This is a genomic window from Paraburkholderia sp. CHISQ3, assembly GCF_030464945.1.
GTDB lineage: Bacteria > Pseudomonadota > Gammaproteobacteria > Burkholderiales > Burkholderiaceae > Paraburkholderia > Paraburkholderia megapolitana.
This window is the reverse complement of sequence record NZ_JALPRG010000012.1, coordinates 46,133-61,111: the sequence shown is the minus strand read 5'-3', so window position 1 is coordinate 61,111 and position 14,979 is coordinate 46,133. Positions and strand designations below refer to the sequence as shown.

Below are 14,979 nucleotides of genomic sequence, written 5' to 3'. Positions count from 1 at the left end.
GAGGAATCGTCATGCCCACGTTTCACATCGAGCTTTTCGAAGGCCGCAGCATCGAGCAAAAACGTCAGTTTGTCGAAGCGATCACGAAAGCTACCTGCGAGTCGCTTGGCGTCGAGCCGAGTAGCGTCGACATCATCCTCACCGATGTGAAACGCGAAAACTGGGCGACTGGCGGACGTTTGTGGTCGGACCCGGCCTAGCCGACACCAGACCCACCGTACCGCTTCACACCTCCCGGCGACGCACTCGCGCCGCCTCCTTCCCCAAGCCTCTGCTGCAGCGCGGTGTATTGCCGCACTCCGGGCGTAATCACCGCACACAACAAGCGTTCACCACGCTACGATACGCCCCATAAATTCCAATACTTATCAAATACTTACGCGCCGATCCGTCAACCAGACGAAACACCCCGCGCGTCCTTTCGCCGCACAGCGCACCGCAGCACAAACGCCTACCCTTGCAACATCTGCACTACGCAGTGCGCATCGACAGGGGTCGACGCGCGTAGTCAGTTTCCGGTCTCACGCATATGAACACCGCAATCTCGGCCTTCGATCTCGCGCGCATCCAGTTCGCGTTCACTGTCTCCTTCCACATCGTTTTTCCGGCGCTCAGTATCGGTCTGGCCAGCTTCATCGCCGTCCTCGAATGGCGCTGGCTGCGCACCGGCAAGGCGTACTACAAAGATCTTTGTCTGTTCTGGTCGAAGATCTTCGCAGTCGCCTTCGGCATGGGTGTCGTCTCGGGCGTCGTGATGAGCTATGAGTTCGGCACCAACTGGTCAGGTTTCTCCGCGTTCGCGGGACCGGTCACTGGTCCGCTGCTGATGTACGAAGTCATGACCGCGTTCTTTCTCGAAGCGGGCTTCCTCGGCATCATGCTGTTCGGCTGGCAGCGCGTGAGTCCGCGCGCGCACTTCGGCGCAACGCTGATGGTCGCGATCGGCACACTGATCTCGACCTTCTGGATTCTCGCGTCGAACAGCTGGATGCAAACACCGCAAGGTTTCAAGATCGTCGACAACCACGTCGTACCGGTCGACTGGTTCAAGATCATCTTCAACCCGTCGTTTCCGTATCGGCTCGCGCATATGGCGATCGCGGCGTTTATCGTCGCGGCGCTGGTGGTGGCCGCGGTCGGCGCGTGGCATCTGCTGAAGGGGCGCCGCGATCCGGCGGTAAAGAAGATGTTTTCGATGGCGCTGTGGATGTTGCTGGTCCTCGCCCCGCTACAGGCTGTGGTCGGCGATCAGCACGGTCTGAATACACGCAAGTATCAGCCGGCGAAGATCGCTGCCATCGAAGGACTGTGGGACACCGAAAAAGGCGGCACCGCGCTGAACCTGTTCGGCATCCCCGACATGCAGGCGGAAACGACGCGCTACGCGGTGTCGATTCCGCATCTGGGCAGCCTGATTCTCACGCATAGCTGGGACGGCGAGATTCGCGGGTTGAAGGAATTTCCGCCGCAGGACCGGCCCAATTCGACGGTCGTGTTCTGGAGTTTTCGAATCATGGTCGGCCTCGGCATGCTGATGATCGCGCTTGCCGTCATCGCGTGGGTATTGCGCCGACGCGGCCGGTTGTTCGAAGCGAAGTGGTTTCACAAGCTGACCGTCGCGATGGGGCCGACCGGTTTCGTCACGCTGCTCGCGGGCTGGGTTACCACCGAGGTCGGCCGTCAGCCATGGGTCGTGTACGGCGTGATGCGCACCGTGCAGGCCGTCTCGCCGCTCACCGCGCAGCAGGTCGGCATTTCGCTGATGGCGTTCGTGGTCGTCTATTTCCTCGTGTTCGGCACCGGCATCTACTACATGCTGAAGCTGATGCGCGCGGGGCCCGCTCTGCCCGGCGCTACGCCGCACGATGCGCCCACCGATAGCACGCGTCACACACACATTACGCACCGCCCGCTGTCCGCTGCCGATTAGCCGATCGACACCGCCCGACACCGAACGTTTCTGGAGATTGCCATGGATGTCACCGTAGTCTGGGCCGCGATCATCGCGCTCGGTCTTTTCATGTATGTCGTGCTCGACGGCTTCGATCTGGGCATCGGCATCGTGTTTCCGTTTTTCCCCGACGAACGCGAACGCGACCTGATGATGAATACCGTCGCGCCGGTCTGGGACGGCAACGAAACCTGGCTCGTGCTCGGCGGCGCGGGGCTCTTTGCCGTGTTCCCGATCGTCTATTCGACGGTGTTGTCCGCGCTGTATCTGCCGCTTGTGTTCATGCTCGCGTGTCTGATCTTTCGCGGCGTGTCGTTCGAGATCCGCGCGAAAGCGAAGCGCACGCGGCATCTGTGGGACCTGGCGTTTATCGGTGGCTCGACCGGTGCCGCGTTCTTTCAGGGCGTCGCACTCGGCGCGTTCCTGCAAGGCATCCCGGTTGCCGACGGCAGCTTTGCCGGCGATGCGTTCGGCTGGCTCACACCGTTCAGTCTGCTGACCGGTCTCGGACTCGTTGCCACCTATGCGCTGCTCGGCTGCTGCTGGCTTGTCGCGAAGACCGAAGGCGACTTGCAGCGCCGGTTGCATCGCATCGTGTGGCCGTTGACGCTCGTGCTGCTCGGCTTCATCGCGCTCGTCAGCCTGTGGACGCCGTTGCAGGACCCGCTCATCGCCACGCGCTGGTTCGACTCGGGGTTGTTGCATCGACTGCTGCCGGTGCCGTTCCTCGTCGCCGTGTGCGCTTTCGTCATGCATCGCGCGGTACGTGACCGGCATCACATCACGCCGTTCGTCGCGGCAATCGCGCTCGTGCTGCTCGGTTATGCCGGGCTGCTCTTTTCACTGTGGCCGTATGCGATTCCCTCGAGCATGACCTTGTGGGAAGCCGCCGCGCCACGTTCGAGCCAGGTGTTCACGCTGATCGGCGCCGCGGTGATCCTGCCGGTGATTCTCGGCTACACGATGCTCGGCTACTGGGTCTTTCGCGGCAAGGTGCGCCATGGCGACACGCATTATCACTAGGCTGGCGGCGCCGGTCCTCGCGCGGCGCGTGCCCGGTTGGGTCTGGTTCGTCGCGCTGTGGTGCGGCGGAGTCGGCGCGGCAATGCTGCTCGGCTTCGCGTTCAAGGTGCTGATGAACGCCACGCTGTTCGCGGTGGCGTAGCTGGTCGCGTTGTTGACCCGCCCTGCGGCCAACCGGCCGCTTTTGGCACATGTAATCCACCGTAAAACACCGAAACTCGTAGTGCACTTCAAAATTTGCGTAGTCACCCCGTCTACCTAACGACTCCCGGCGCAAAACAGTCGCCGGGATGCCGGGACCTGCCGCGAGGGCGGTGAAGTGTCCCGCAGCTCGAACGGCAAGGACATCGGACCGGGCCGCACGGGGGGACCACTTCACAAGAAACAACTGTTGCAGTTGGACCGGGGAACGCCAACAATACCGGGGAACCGCCGTCCGCACGGAGCTCGCAAGGCGCCGCGCAGGACAACCTGAGAGCATCCGCGCCGCCAGGCCGGAAGCCGGCCAACCGGGGGGGTGGCCGGCTTCCGGAGCCGGTTGTCCGGTAATACGGTCATTCGGCGCACAGCAGAGTAGTGAGTGAAACAGCGGATGAAAAAAACAGAGACTGAAGGCAGCAACCGGCCATGCCCCCGCGGGCACAGCATGACGAGGACGCGGGGTAGCAACACCCGGGACCGTGCACCATCGCCGCACGCGCCTCGGACCATGACGACGCGTCAATCAGGGCGCGCCGCCATCGATGCGCACCAGTCCGGCCGCAAGGCCACCGGTCGCAAAGCGGGCAGCGGGCAGCAACGGCACAACAACAGTGGCACAACAAAGCGGCAAGGCCGACTCGCGGAGACATCATGAAGTTTCTAGTGGCCGACGACCATGAACTCATCCGCCAGGGTGTGAAAGGGCTGTTGCGCGGCCTCGACCCGGATGCCCAGTTCGACGAAGCCGATAGCTGGGAAACGCTCGCCGCCGCCGCCCGGCCCGATGCGGACCACGACCTCGCGATCGTCGATCTCAACATGCCCGGCATGGGCGGCGCACCGTCGCTGGCCGTGCTGCTGAAGGCGAACCCGGCGCTGCCGGTAGTCGTGCTGTCGGCGGAAGAATCGCCCGACGAAATGCGTGCCGTGCTCGCCGCCGGCGCGCTCGGCTTCGTGCCGAAACGCCAGCCCGCCAGCGTCATGCTCAAAGCTATCGAACTCGTGCTGTCCGGCGGCGCTTATGTGCCGATGGAAGCGCTGAGCCTGCTCGGCACACGCGAAACCACCACCGCCTCTGCCACGGCATCCGCCGCCGTCGCGGCCGGCGACCAGCCGGTGGCCTCCCTTACCGAAGTGCTGACCGCGCAGCCCGTGCAGGGCCTGCAGCCGCATCAGCAGCATCTGCTGGAAAACCTCTCGCCGCGGCAGCAGGACATCATGCGGCTCGTTCACCGTGGCTGGACCAACAAGATGATTGCGCGCGAACTCGGTGTCGCCGAGGGGACCGTGAAGGTGCATCTGTCGGTGATCTTCCGTGCGCTCGGCGTGCACAACCGGTCGACTGCGATTGCGGTGATCAACGGTTGGCTCGAAGCCGGCAAGACGTTGTAAGTCACGCTGCGGGGCGCTACGACTCGTCGTTCCGTTCGTAGCCCGCAGCTTCTACACATCCCTGTATCGATAGACGCGCGGCCGCCGTCGCCATTAGCACGCTGACGCAGCGCCTTGTCAGGCGAGCTGCCCCGGTCTGCCCAACTGGATCGACGGAGCAGCGCCGACGGTGTCGGCCATCGTGTCGACCGCACTGCCCTGGACAATCCCGGCCCCACTGCCCGAAGTCGCTGCACGCGCGCTGTCCGCCTGCTGCCACAGCAGTTCCAGCGTACGCCGCAGACGCGCCGGCGTCACCGGTTTGTGCAGCACCGGAATGCCCTGCGCGGCCAGCGCCTGCAATTCCACCGACGCCATATCGCCGGTAATCAGCAGCGTCACGACGTTCTCGCGACCGCCGCGCCGCAACGCGTCGCGCACCGCGGCGAGCGCCTGCGCGCCGGTGCGGTGGTTCGCGAGCTGGTAGTCGCACAGCACCGCATCGGGCACGAAGCCGGTGGCGAGCGCCTCGAGCGCGTCGCGTTCGTCGCGCGCGCCGCGCACGATGCAGCCCCAGCGGCCGAGCAGGCTTGCGAGGCCGGCGAGGATCGACGGGTCGTCGTCGATGCACAGTACGTGCCGCCCCTGCGCCGTCAGCACGACGGCCGCCGCCGCGTCGCTCAGGCCTGCGACGGCCCGCACCGGATCGCCTAGCTCGACCGCGAAGCGAAACACCGAACCGCGTCCCGGCACTGAGCGCAGCTGCAACTCGCTGCCGAGCAGCCCGATCAGCCGCTTCACAGTCGGCAGCCCGAGCCCGTGGCCCTGGCGCGCATCGCGCTGCGGGTTGGCGACCTGATAGAACTCTTCGAAGATGTGTTCCTGCTCGGCCTGCGCAATCCCGATACCGGAATCGCGCACCTCGATAAAGCCGCCCATACGCCGGCCCGCACGCCGGAACCCCATCCAGATCGCGCCTTCCTCGGTATAGCGCACAGCATTCGACAGCAGGTTGCCGAGCACGCGCTCGAGCAGCACCGGGTCGTCGTGAATGACGATCGAGGTCGGAGCGATGCGTAGCGCCAACCCTTTCGCCGCCGCCTGCGGCCAGTACTGGTTGCCGACCCGCTCGAACAGTTCCGACAGCCGGAAGTGCATGCGGATCACCTGGGTCACGCCACTCTCGATCCGCGCGAGGTCGAGCACCTGGTTGAACAACTGGTTCAGCGCATCGACGTTGTTCACGATATGGTCGGCGGTCTTCGTGCGCTGCTCGCTGGTGGCCGTCGGGTCGTTCAGCGACGCGGCCAGCAGGCCGATCGCATGGAGCGGCTGGCGCAAGTCGTGGCTCGCGGCGGCAAAAAAGCGCGTCTTCGCGAGGCTGGCCTCTTCGGCCACGTGCTTCTGCACGGCCAGCGATTCAGCCAGATACTGCTGGTCGACCCGCGCCTCGACGACGCGGTGGAACAGCCTGCGGTAACTGATCGCGTAGACGTTGATCGCGCAGAAGAAGAACGCGAGGACGATCGCGAGGATGGTGCGATCGAACGTATGGCTGCCGATGTGCAGGACGATGGCAGGCAGCAGCAGCAAGGGCACCGAGGTCGTGAAATTGAGCCGGTCGAAGCCGTTCGACATGAACACGCCCGCCGCGAGTGTGACCAGCAACACCGTGTGCAGCAACGGCAGTTCGGCCTGCCGGCTATGGAATGCAAACCAGATGGCGAGGCCCGGCGCGCTGTACAGCAGCACGCTGCGCAACGCGTGCAGCCTGATCCAGCCACGCGGCGTCAGCGCCCCCGGCTGACGCCGGTTCCACACCCACATCGCCAGCCCGGCGCAGTTTGCGATGCCATAGAACGTGAAGCAGGCCGCGAACAGCTGCGGCGAGGGCATGTTGTGCCAGTAGATCGAAACCAGCACGGCGATCGAAAACCAGTGGCTAAAAAAAGCAATCGGGTCCTGTGCATACAGCACGCCCACGAGGTCTTCGTCGACCGCACGCTGGATTGGGTCGGCCCGCATCATGCGGTCTCCTTGTCGGGTCTGGCAATTTGAATGGTTTGACGGACGGCGCGCCGGAAAGCCGCGGCGGCCGCACCAGCATTGGCCGGGAGACAAAAAAGCACCCGCCGGGGAAATGATTCGCCCGACGGTTTACCCGGCAGTTTACCCGTCAGCTATCACTTAATCCATATAGGCGAAGTCGTATCTCAAAACGATACTGGGTGCACTTTCAGCGCGGCACACAGTCCTTGCGGACCTCGTCTCACTGCCTGTCTCATCGGCTCCCTGGCGGCTTTCCGCTTCCCGCGCTTCATGTCTCAACCCTTGATGGAGGTTTTCATGAGCGCTCTTCCGAGCCGTGAGCTGGCACGTACCCTCGACGACGCAATCCTGCCCGAACTATGGCGCCGCCGTACCCGGCTGTCGGAAGACGAGATGGTCTCGATGTACGACCTCGTACGCCGTGCGCTGCGTTCGTACCACCCGCAGGAGCTGTCGGCGCTCGGCGAAGACAAGGAAGAACTGGTCGCCCAGTTCATCTACACGAAGGTTCTGCGTCTCGCGCCGGGTCACACCGAATCGAACGCCTGTGCCGAAAGCGCCCCGTCGAACGGCTATGCGCTGTGCGCCTACTTCCGCCGCTATTTGATCGATTGCCTGCGCAGCGCGAGCCATCAGCGCAATGTTTCGATGGAAGACGAAGGCATGGAGCAGGAAATCGACCTGCACGCACATGCGCTCGAAGATCCGGTGGAAAGCGTGCTGATGGAATACGGGCTCGACGAGCACCGCGTCCGGCTGGCCGCGCGCACGTTCATCGCCGGTCTCGACGAGCCGGAGCGGATCGTGCTGGCGGGCAGCCTCGGCTGGTGCTCGGGCTGCAAAGGCGGATTGTCGGCGGTGGCTACGCAGCATCGGGTGCCCTCATATCACTACCGTGCGGTGAAACTGGGCGTCACTATGAAGAAGACGGCGGATGCCGGCGATTTTTCCAATACCAAGATCGGCCGCTGGCTCGTCAACGTGCTCGGCATCGATATCGACAGCGAAAACCGCACGGCGATCCTGATTGCACTGAATCTGCTCGCCGCCGAATCGAGCGAAGACGAAATGATCGACGCCGCTGCATAATCGCGCGTCGGCACCTGCCGCGGGCATTGCCGCGCGACCACTGAGACCTCAGATAGCCGAGGCCGGCATGGCTCGCCCGTTGCAAACGAGCGGTGCGCAGGACTTGATTTTCCGCCGACGCAATGCAGGATAGATGGGCTGAGGAGCGCTCAGCCTGCTTCCCCCAGGTTGTCCAGGGTTTCCCCGCCCTGCCCTAATCCATCAAGGTGGTCGTATGAACCGCTTATCCAGTGCCGTTGAGGCAATGCAGCCGCATTACGAAATCGTGGTCGTCGGGTCGGGTTATGGCGGCGCCATCGCGGCGAGCCGCATGGCGCGCGCCGGGCGCAATGTGTGTCTGCTCGAACGCGGGCGCGAGTTTATGGCCGGCGAGTATCCAGCCACGCCGCTCGAAGGCGTCGCGCAGGTGCAGTACAACACCAGCGTCGCTCAGGTCGGTTCACCGCTGGCGTTGATCGAAGTGCACGTCAATGACGAAGTCAACGCCGTGGTCGCATGCGGGCTCGGCGGCACGTCGCTGATCAACGCGAACGTCGCGCTGCAGGCCGACCCGCGCCTGTGGGACGATCCACGCTGGCCGGCCGCGGTGCGCGCCGACGCTGCGGGCCGTGATGTGGGCTATGCGCGCGCAACCGCTATGCTGCAGCCATCGCCGGTGCCCGCCAGCTTTCCGCGCCTGCCGAAGCTCGACGCGCTCGAACTGGCGGCCGCCAAGATGGAGATGACCGACCGCTTCTACCGACCGCCCATTACAGTCACCTTCGAAGACGGCCCGAACGCGGCCGGTGTCATGCAAAAAGCCTGCAACGGCTGCGGCGACTGCAACTCCGGCTGCAACCACGACGCGAAGAACTCGACGCACATGAACTACCTGCCCGATGCGGTCGCGCACGGCGCAGAGATTTTCACGGGCGTCGCCGTGCATTCGGTCGTGCGCGATGAAGCGCTGCAAAAGTGGTGCGTGCGCTATCAGTTGGTCGGGCTCGGTCGCGAGAGCTACGATGCGCCCGATCTGTTCGTGACCGCCGACATCGTGATCATCTCGGCAGGCACGCTCGGCTCGACCGCGTTGCTGCTGCGTTCGCAGCAAGCCGGGCTGCCGGTCTCGACCCAGCTCGGCCAGCACCTCACGGGCAACGGCGACGTGCTCGCGTTCGCCGTGAATACCGATCACGACATCAACGCAGTCGGCTGGGGCAAGCAGACCGACATCGCGCCGGTCGGGCCGACCATCGCCGGCATCATCGATCATCGCAACACGCCGGATGTGCGCGACGGTTTCGTGATCGAAGAAGGCACGCTCGCGGCGCCAATCGGCGCGGCCATGATGGGTATGTTTGGCATCGTCACACCGGTCGAAGGCGTCTCGATGCCGGGCCTGCATGCGGCGGCGGGTGGCGGCGTGCTGGATCCGGAAGCGCGCATCGTCGATAGCCTGTTGCGCGGTCCGTATCACGGCGCGATGCGCAACACCCAGACCTACCTCGTGATGGCTCACGACAACGAAAGCGGCGAGATTCTCGTCAAGGACGGGCGGGCACGCATAAGATGGCCCAAGGCTAGCCAACAGCCGATCTACGCGACCGTCGAGAAGACACTCGAAGCGGCATCGGCGGCGCTCGGCGGCACCTATGTGCGCAATCCGATGTCTACGGCCGTCCTCAACAACAGCCTCGTCACAGTGCATCCGCTGGGCGGCTGCGCGATGGCGGACGACGCGGCCCAAGGGGTCGTCAATCAGGGCGGTCAGGTGTACTCCGGCACCGCGGGCAATGCCGTGCATCCGGGCCTCTATGTGATGGACGGTTCGGTGATGCCGATCTCGCTCGGCGTGAATCCGCTCCTCACGATCTCGGCCCTTGCCGAACGCAACTGTGCGCAGCTCGCGGCGACGCATGGCTGGCAGATCGACTATGAATCGAAGGGCCGCGCCGCGCCGCCTCCGCCGCCGAAGATCGGGTTGCGCTTCACCGAAACCATGCTCGGCGATTACACGCCGATACCGGCAAACGGCGCGGCAAACGGCGCAGCAGCCGCCTCGGTCCCGATGAGCTTCACGCTAACCGTCGAATCCGACGATCTCGAACACATGCTCGCCGACCCGCAACACGAGGCGCGCATGGTCGGCACGCTGACCTGCACCGCGCTGTCGGCGCAACCACTGATGATCGTCGACGGCCGCTTCAACCTGTTCGTCGACAACGAGGAAGAAGTCGACGTCCGCAACATGAATTACCGGATGACGCTCGAATCGGTCGAGGGCAAGACGTATTACCTGTTCGGCCAGAAGATCGTCACGCATTCGTCACTGCTGAACCTGTGGTCGCAGACCAACACGCTGTACGTGCAGATGCGCGATTCCGCCGCACCCGATGCCCCGCAGATCGGTCGCGCAACGCTGATCATCACGCCGGAAAATTTCCTGCGCCAGTCGCGCACGATGGAAGTCACGAACGCACCCGACATCGAAACGCGGCTCGCGTGGACGCTGAAGTTCGGCCGCTTCTTCGCAGGCGTGCTGTTCACCGAATATGGCGGCATCGCCGCGCCGCTGCAGTACTTCGATCCAGACGCGGCGCCGCGCGCGCGCCGCACGCTGCGCGCACCGGCGCCGGTCATCACGTTCTTCAAGACCGGCGACGACAAGACACTGAAGCTCACGCGCTATCAGGGCGGCACGAAAGGACCGGTGCTGCTGATCCATGGATCGGGTGTGTCGAGCCGGATCTTCTCGACGGATCTGATCGGTACGAACCTGGTCGAGTATCTGTGCGCGGCGCAATACGACGTGTGGCTCGTCGATCTGCGCGTGAGCATCGAACTACCGAGCGCCCCCGAACCGACCACCGCCGACGCCATCGCGCGCGAAGACATTCCCGCCGCGGTCGCGAAAGTTCGCGAGCTGACGGGTGCGCCGGATATTCAGGTCGTCGCACACTGTTTCGGCGCCTTATCGTTCTCGATGTCGTTGCTGTCGGGTTTGACGGGCGTGCGCTCGGCGGTGCTGTCGCAGGTATCGGCGCACCCGGTAGCCGGCGATCTACAGACGATCAAGGCGGGCCTCCACATACCGAACATCCTCAGGCACCTCGGCATCAAGGATCTGACCGCGTACACGAAAGACGAAAAGTGGCCGAAGAACCTGTTCGACGACGCGCTACGGCTTCTGCCGGTCGGGCACTGCAACAACGCGGTCTGCCATCGCGCGACGTTCCTGTACGGGGAGCTCTACGAACACGAGCAGCTCGACGAGCCGCTGCATGAAAACCTGCACGAACTGTTCGGCGTGCACGACATGGAACTGTTCGGCCATCTCGCCACTATGGTGCGCGCGGGGCATGTCGTCGATGCGTCGGGTCACGACGTGTATCTGCCGAATCTCGATCGGATGAAGCTGCCGATCGCCTTCATTCACGGCAAGCAGAACCGCTGCTATCTACCCACGAGCACCGAACAGACCTTCGAGATGCTGGTCGAGCGGTTCGGCGGGACGCACTACTCGCGGCATGTGATCGATGGGTATGGGCATATCGATTGCATCTTCGGCAAGAACGCGGCACGCGATGTTTATCCGGCTATTGCCCAGCATCTCGACGCGTACTGAAACTACCCCTCCGCAACAACGGCCACGGCCAGCGCGTACAACGCTGCCCGTGGCCGTTGTGCGTTACAGCACCTTGCCGGGATTGAGAATGCCGTGCGGATCGAGTGCGTGCTTTATCGCGGCCATCGCCGCCAGTTCTTCGCGCGAGCGCGACACCGGCAGGTACGCGCGCTTCAGCAAACCGATGCCGTGTTCCGCCGACACCGAACCATGCAGCGGCGCGAGCATGTCGTACACGAACGCATAGACGTCGTCGTGCGCGACGCCGGGCACCGAGCGACCGTCGACGGTCAGATGCAGGTTCGAGTCGCCGATATGTCCGAAGAAGTACGTGACGTTACCGGGCCAGCGACGATCGAGCGCTGCGCGACAGCGATCGACGAAGCCACCGATCTCGCCGATCGGCACGCTCACATCGAAATTGATCGGATCGAGGCGCACTGGAAACTCGGCCGTGCATTCGCGGATCGCCCACAACGCGCGCGCGTCGGCCACCGATTGCGCGATCACCGCATCGCGGATCGTCTGCGTCTCGAGCGCCTCGGTCAGCGCGGTCGAAAAACGCTCGCCCACGTCGTCGGCATCGAAGCCTGCATGTTCGATCAACGCATAGAGCGGATGCGCGGCGGCAAACGGCGAGCGGCCGCTTGCGGTCAGCGTCACACCGAAATCGTAGAAGTCCGGCCACATGATCTCGAACGCACCGATGTCGTTGCCGAAGCGCTGCGTGAGGCGCCGCAACAACGCGACCGCCGCGTCGTAGCCATCCAGCGCGACGAGCGCGGTATGCCGCGCGGCCCGCTGCGGATGCAACCGCAATACGGCACGCGTGATCACGCCAAGCGTCCCTTCGGAGCCGATAAACCAGTGCTTGAGATCGTAGCCGGTGTTGTTCTTCACCATCTTGCCGAGCGAACTGAGCACCGCGCCGTTCGCCAGCACGACTTCGAGCCCGAGCACCTGGTCGCGCGCGGTGCCCGACTGGATCACGCGATTGCCGCCCGCATTGGTCGCCAGATTGCCGCCGATCTGGCACGAGCCGCGTGCGCCCAGATCGAGTGCGAGTTCGAAACCGGCTGCGATCGCGGCCTCCTGTGCAACCTGCAACGTCGTACCTGCGCGCACCGTGAGCGTTGCCGCCGCGGTATCGAGTTCCTCGACACCTGCAAGCCGGTCGAGCGCGAGAGCGATATCGGTGGCAGCTGGAATCGCGCCGCCTGCGAGACCCGTCATCCCGCCTTGCGGCACGACCGGTTGATACGCGTCGTGACAGATTGCCAGCGCACGCGCGACGTCTTCGGTGGAACGCGGCAGCAGCAGCGCTGCGGGACGTGTGGGCGCGTGACGCGTCCAGTCGGTCATCGAGCGTTCGCCGATCGCGTCGCCGACGCGCACGGCATCGGCGCCCAGCGCATCGCGCAACGCGGCAACGGTTGCGTTGATCGGCTTGCGCGGATCCGGCGTCATGTGGCGCTCCCTTCTGCGAGCTTCTTCCGGTAACCCATCGAGTCGTTGATGCGGCCAAGGATGTAGTCGCCGGCCGCGATCGGTTGATATCGAAGGTCCGCCTCGGCCGTGCCGAGTTCGCGCGGATCGACGCTCGCGCCGTAGGTCGGATCGTAGAACGTCGCGATCGAATAGCGCTCGCGACCCGACCTGTTGATGACGCGATGTAGCGTCGAGCGAAAGCGGTCGTTGGTCCAGCGCGCGAGCAGATCGCCGACGTTGACGACAAAGCTGCCGGGAATGGGCGGCGCGTCGATCCATGTGTCGTTGGCGATTTCGCGCACCTGCAAACCACCCACCTGGTCCTGCCACAGCAGTGTGATGCAGCCGTAGTCCGTATGTGGCGCAACGCCGAACTGATCTTCACCCGATTGCGGCGGCTGCGTCGGGTAATAAACCATCTGCGTGCGCTGCATGCGCTTCGTGTAACGCGACGCAAAAAAATGCTCGTCGATGCCGAGACCCACGGCCACCGCACGCAGCAGGTCCGCGCCGCACACAGCGAGTGCTTCGTAATAGGGGTACAGCATGATGCGCAGCGCCGGCATGAAATCAGGCCAGTTGTTCGGTCCACGCAGTGGCTGACCGGCGATCACATCGGGATCGGTTTCCGGCAGTTCGAGCCCGATGCTGAAAAACTCCTTGTAGTCGGGACGCTTTGCCTGGTACATCGTCGCGTCGCCGAGCGCATTGAAGCCGCGATGGCGCGCGTTCACAGCGACGCGGCGTTTCATCTCGGTAGAAAACGAGAAGAACGTGCTCGCGCCAGCTTCTGCCGTGTCGATCACTATCTGCGGCACACCGTGATTCACGACGTAGAAAAAACCGATCGTCGTGCACGCGTCGTAGATTTCGCGGCCGACGCGCGCGAGTGCGGCGGGATCGCCGGCACGCAGGCCAGCGAGATCGATAATCGGAATACGGGTGGCCGACGACATCGCAACACTCCTTGAAAGACAGCCATTCCGCTGACGAATAGCGACAAGCGGATGACCAACGACAGATGGCGAACAACACGCTCACAACGGCTGAATTCGCGTGAACCGAAGTTGTATATACCGCCAAAACCAAGGCGGCAAGCAGCGCTGCGATGCTCTGACGACAGTGCGACAAAGAACCTCACTGTTCTGCCGCAGCATGCACATACAAAGGCCATTGTGCACGGCTCATTGTGTCCGATGACATTGCATGAAAACCCTGGTCCACGCGTTCACGTTTCTTTATTTTTGCGAAAAATCTGCGGTATATACTGCCCTTCACATCCCACGCGTGTCCGGCTCGCCTCACGCATTGCCGCTTCCTTCACGGAGAAAAATCCATGAGCATTCTTGCAGGCTGGAAAGGTCGTTTCGCGACACTGGCGCTGTGCGCCGCAAGCGTTGCCCTGAGTGCGACCGCGCACGCGGACGATCAGCTCGCCAAAGTAAAAAAGGCCGGCGAACTGGTGGTCGGCACCGAGATGCAGTTCGCGCCGTTCGACTTCCTCGAGAACGGTCAGCAGTCGGGTTTCAACAAGGACCTGTTCGCTGAAATCGGTAAGGAACTCGGCGTGAAGGTGCGCTTCATCGATCTGCCCTGGCCGAGTGTGCTGCCCGGACTCGAAGCGGGCAAGTTCGATATGGTCGGCGGGCCGATCACAATAACGAAGGCGCGCATGGAGCGCTATACCTACACGCTACCGGTCGCCGATGCGACCGACGCACTGCTCAAGCGCACAAATGACACGTCGCTGAAGCAATCGTCGGATATCGCGGGTAAAACGGTCGGCGCGGGCAAAGGCTCGGCGCAGCTCGACCAGTTGAAAGCCTACGTCGCTACCCTGCCGAAACCGCCGGAAATCCGCGAATACGTCGATAACAATCAGGCGTACGCGGATCTTGCTGCGGGCCGCATCGCTGCGGTTGCGAACTCGGTGACCAACATCGCCTATGTCGTGAAGCAACGGCCCGAAACATTCACCGTCGTGCAACCGTCGTTCGGCGCGAAAGTCTACTTCGCGTACTGCTTGCGCAAGGACGCCGACAGCAAGCCGCTCGCCGACGCATTCAACGCCGCGCTCGTGAAGATGCACGGCGACGGCCGCCTCGCCACGCTGCAGAAGAAGTGGTTCGGCGTCGCGATGGATGCGCCGACCACACTGCCCACCCCGAACTACTGATAGCACCGCTATCGGCTCGCAGGCACC

11 protein-coding genes are annotated in these 14,979 nt (G+C 63.7%); 8 read left to right on the top strand and 3 right to left on the bottom strand.

All coding sequences use genetic code 11. The features are described 5' to 3' along the window. The first annotated feature begins 11 nt into the window (after positions 1 to 11). The 5 genes from M0D65_RS25730 (at position 12) to M0D65_RS25710 (ending at position 4,567) form a co-directional block, all read left to right on the top strand. A complete protein-coding gene (locus M0D65_RS25730) occupies positions 12 to 200 on the top strand; it encodes a 4-oxalocrotonate tautomerase (RefSeq protein ID WP_091017752.1) in 189 nt (62 codons plus the stop codon). Between the two features lie 329 nt (positions 201 to 529). Next, positions 530 to 1,930 (top strand): cytochrome ubiquinol oxidase subunit I, encoded by a 1,401-nt coding sequence (locus M0D65_RS25725; RefSeq protein ID WP_266255113.1) that lies wholly within the window; start codon positions 530 to 532, stop codon positions 1,928 to 1,930. Positions 1,931 to 1,972: 42 nt separating this feature from the next. Further along, positions 1,973 to 2,974 (top strand): cytochrome d ubiquinol oxidase subunit II, encoded by a 1,002-nt coding sequence (cydB, locus tag M0D65_RS25720; protein ID WP_091017746.1) that lies wholly within the window; start codon positions 1,973 to 1,975, stop codon positions 2,972 to 2,974. Beyond that, positions 2,952 to 3,116 carry a hypothetical protein gene (locus M0D65_RS25715; protein ID WP_170275706.1) on the top strand — a complete coding sequence of 55 codons (165 nt, stop codon included), beginning with the start codon at positions 2,952 to 2,954 and terminating at the stop codon, positions 3,114 to 3,116. The genes cydB and M0D65_RS25715 overlap by 23 nt, the downstream gene beginning before the upstream one ends. A gap of 710 nt (positions 3,117 to 3,826) precedes the next feature. Beyond that, a complete protein-coding gene (locus M0D65_RS25710; RefSeq protein ID WP_091017744.1) occupies positions 3,827 to 4,567 on the top strand; it encodes a response regulator transcription factor in 741 nt (246 codons plus the stop codon). A 117-nt stretch (positions 4,568 to 4,684) separates the two neighbouring features. Here the strand turns inward: M0D65_RS25710 and M0D65_RS25705 are convergent, their stop codons facing one another. Further along, positions 4,685 to 6,571, bottom strand: a complete 1,887-nt coding sequence (locus tag M0D65_RS25705; RefSeq protein WP_266255296.1) for a hybrid sensor histidine kinase/response regulator — start codon at positions 6,569 to 6,571, stop codon at positions 4,685 to 4,687. Positions 6,572 to 6,892: 321 nt separating this feature from the next. Between M0D65_RS25705 and M0D65_RS25700 the strand changes: the two genes are divergently transcribed. Further along, entirely contained in the window at positions 6,893 to 7,684 is a 792-nt protein-coding gene (locus M0D65_RS25700) for a hypothetical protein (RefSeq protein WP_091017742.1), read from the top strand. 214 nt (positions 7,685 to 7,898) lie between these two features. Beyond that, positions 7,899 to 11,288, top strand: coding sequence for an alpha/beta fold hydrolase (locus M0D65_RS25695; RefSeq protein ID WP_266255112.1), 3,390 nt, complete (start codon positions 7,899 to 7,901; stop codon positions 11,286 to 11,288). Between the two features lie 63 nt (positions 11,289 to 11,351). Here M0D65_RS25695 and M0D65_RS25690 read toward each other — a convergent pair whose 3' ends face one another. Further along, entirely contained in the window at positions 11,352 to 12,755 is a 1,404-nt protein-coding gene (locus M0D65_RS25690) for an FAD-binding oxidoreductase (RefSeq protein WP_266255111.1), read from the bottom strand. Beyond that, the gene (locus M0D65_RS25685) at positions 12,752 to 13,732 is read right to left on the bottom strand and encodes an isopenicillin N synthase family oxygenase (RefSeq protein ID WP_266255110.1); all 981 of its coding nucleotides are present in this window, start codon (positions 13,730 to 13,732) and stop codon (positions 12,752 to 12,754) included. Before M0D65_RS25685 ends, M0D65_RS25690 begins: the two co-directional genes overlap by 4 nt. 380 nt (positions 13,733 to 14,112) lie before the next feature. On the opposite strand from M0D65_RS25685, the gene M0D65_RS25680 reads away from it, so the two are divergent. Then, a complete protein-coding gene (locus M0D65_RS25680; protein ID WP_266255109.1) occupies positions 14,113 to 14,952 on the top strand; it encodes a transporter substrate-binding domain-containing protein in 840 nt (279 codons plus the stop codon). Positions 14,953 to 14,979: the final 27 nt, after the last annotated feature.

Coding starts and splice junctions, on each gene's coding strand:
- M0D65_RS25695 (WP_266255112.1), top strand. CDS start 7,899: ATGAACCGCTTATCCAGTGCCGTTGAGGCAATGCAGCCGCATTACGAA.
- M0D65_RS25710 (WP_091017744.1), top strand. CDS start 3,827: ATGAAGTTTCTAGTGGCCGACGACCATGAACTCATCCGCCAGGGTGTG.
- M0D65_RS25730 (WP_091017752.1), top strand. CDS start 12: ATGCCCACGTTTCACATCGAGCTTTTCGAAGGCCGCAGCATCGAGCAA.
- M0D65_RS25700 (WP_091017742.1), top strand. CDS start 6,893: ATGAGCGCTCTTCCGAGCCGTGAGCTGGCACGTACCCTCGACGACGCA.
- cydB (WP_091017746.1), top strand. CDS start 1,973: ATGGATGTCACCGTAGTCTGGGCCGCGATCATCGCGCTCGGTCTTTTC.
- M0D65_RS25685 (WP_266255110.1), bottom strand. CDS start 13,732: ATGTCGTCGGCCACCCGTATTCCGATTATCGATCTCGCTGGCCTGCGT.
- M0D65_RS25690 (WP_266255111.1), bottom strand. CDS start 12,755: ATGACGCCGGATCCGCGCAAGCCGATCAACGCAACCGTTGCCGCGTTG.
- M0D65_RS25715 (WP_170275706.1), top strand. CDS start 2,952: ATGGCGACACGCATTATCACTAGGCTGGCGGCGCCGGTCCTCGCGCGG.
- M0D65_RS25680 (WP_266255109.1), top strand. CDS start 14,113: ATGAGCATTCTTGCAGGCTGGAAAGGTCGTTTCGCGACACTGGCGCTG.
- M0D65_RS25725 (WP_266255113.1), top strand. CDS start 530: ATGAACACCGCAATCTCGGCCTTCGATCTCGCGCGCATCCAGTTCGCG.
- M0D65_RS25705 (WP_266255296.1), bottom strand. CDS start 6,571: ATGCGGGCCGACCCAATCCAGCGTGCGGTCGACGAAGACCTCGTGGGC.